This window comes from Novosphingobium sp. GW835-FHT14H07, from assembly GCF_058793515.1.
The window spans coordinates 1,618-2,709 of record NZ_JBXAFX010000064.1 but is presented as its reverse complement, the minus strand read 5'-3'; the positions used below and the strand labels follow the sequence as shown (position 1 = coordinate 2,709).

Genomic DNA, 1,092 nt, shown 5'->3' with positions numbered 1-1,092 from the left:
GTCTACACCATTTCGTTGAATGTTTGGGCGCACCAGTCTGCGATGTAGTCGCGCATGGCGGTGCCGTTGTCGGCGCCGCAGTGTTCGACTTCGAAGTCGGCCTTTGTGAAGATGCGCAGGGAGCGTTTTGGGCTGTTGGTGGCCTGATCGTAGCTCATGCGGGCGTTGTAGACGGGGATCTGGCGGTCGTTTTCGCCGTGTGTGACGAGGAATGGCACGCGGATCTTGTCCACCTGTCCGTCGAGGGTGATCTGGTCGGCGTAGGCGAGGAAGGCCTCGCGATCGTCGATGCCGAAGACCCACATGACGTGGTCCCAGTAGTGCGGGACGGGGTTCTCGCCCTCGTTGGCGACGCGTTCGCGCTGGCGCTGGCCCCAGACGTGGTTTGCGCCCATGACGGCACACAGTGCGTAACGGGGATCGTTCGCGGCGATGCGCGGGGCGTGGTAGCCACCGAAGGACAGGCCGAAGATGCCGATCTTCGAGTGAATCACATCGCTGCGCGTCAGGAGATAGTCGAAGGCCGGGCTGCCCCAGCGTTCGGCGTCGTGGACGGCGGGGAGATTGCGCTTGCGGATCGCTTCGCCGGTGCCGGGCTGGTCGAGGAAGAGCGTGTTCATGCCGCGGGCCAGGTTCACCGCGCCATGGCCTGCCATGCACACCTGCTCCTTCATGGAATCGAGGCCATTGACCGAGACCAGCGTGGGCCGCGGCGTGCCGCTGCCATCGTGGACGAAGATCGCCGGATAGCTCGCTCCCTCGTAGGGGATCTCCACCTTCTCGACATGGAGGCCGCTAAACGCGCTGCCCTTGTGGTAGAGTTCGAGGCCCTTGTCATAGGCCGCCCAGCGCGGCGCGTAGTCGCGGCTCTGCAGGCGCTCGGCCCCGAGGTAGTATCCCGAAGCGCGCAGGTACTTGGCGCCGGCCGAGAGGAGATAGCCATCGGCCTCGTCGCGTTCGGCATTGCGGGTCACCTGATCGGCCACGGCAATCCAGCTGTCGAACAGTTGTGCGGACCCGGCATCGGCGCCGGCCTTTGCCGCCTCCCGGACGGGCCGGCAGACCTCGTCCAGTTCGCCGTGGTTGCCGCCG

General features: G+C 65.7%; 1 protein-coding gene. It reads right to left on the bottom strand.

The genetic code is table 11. The annotated features are described in order from the left end of the window. Positions 1-2 precede the first annotated feature (2 nt). Positions 3-1,092, bottom strand: a 1,090-nt coding sequence (locus AC1Q5P_RS21735; RefSeq protein WP_492520008.1) for an alpha/beta hydrolase family protein, incomplete at its 5' end; no start/stop codon positions are given.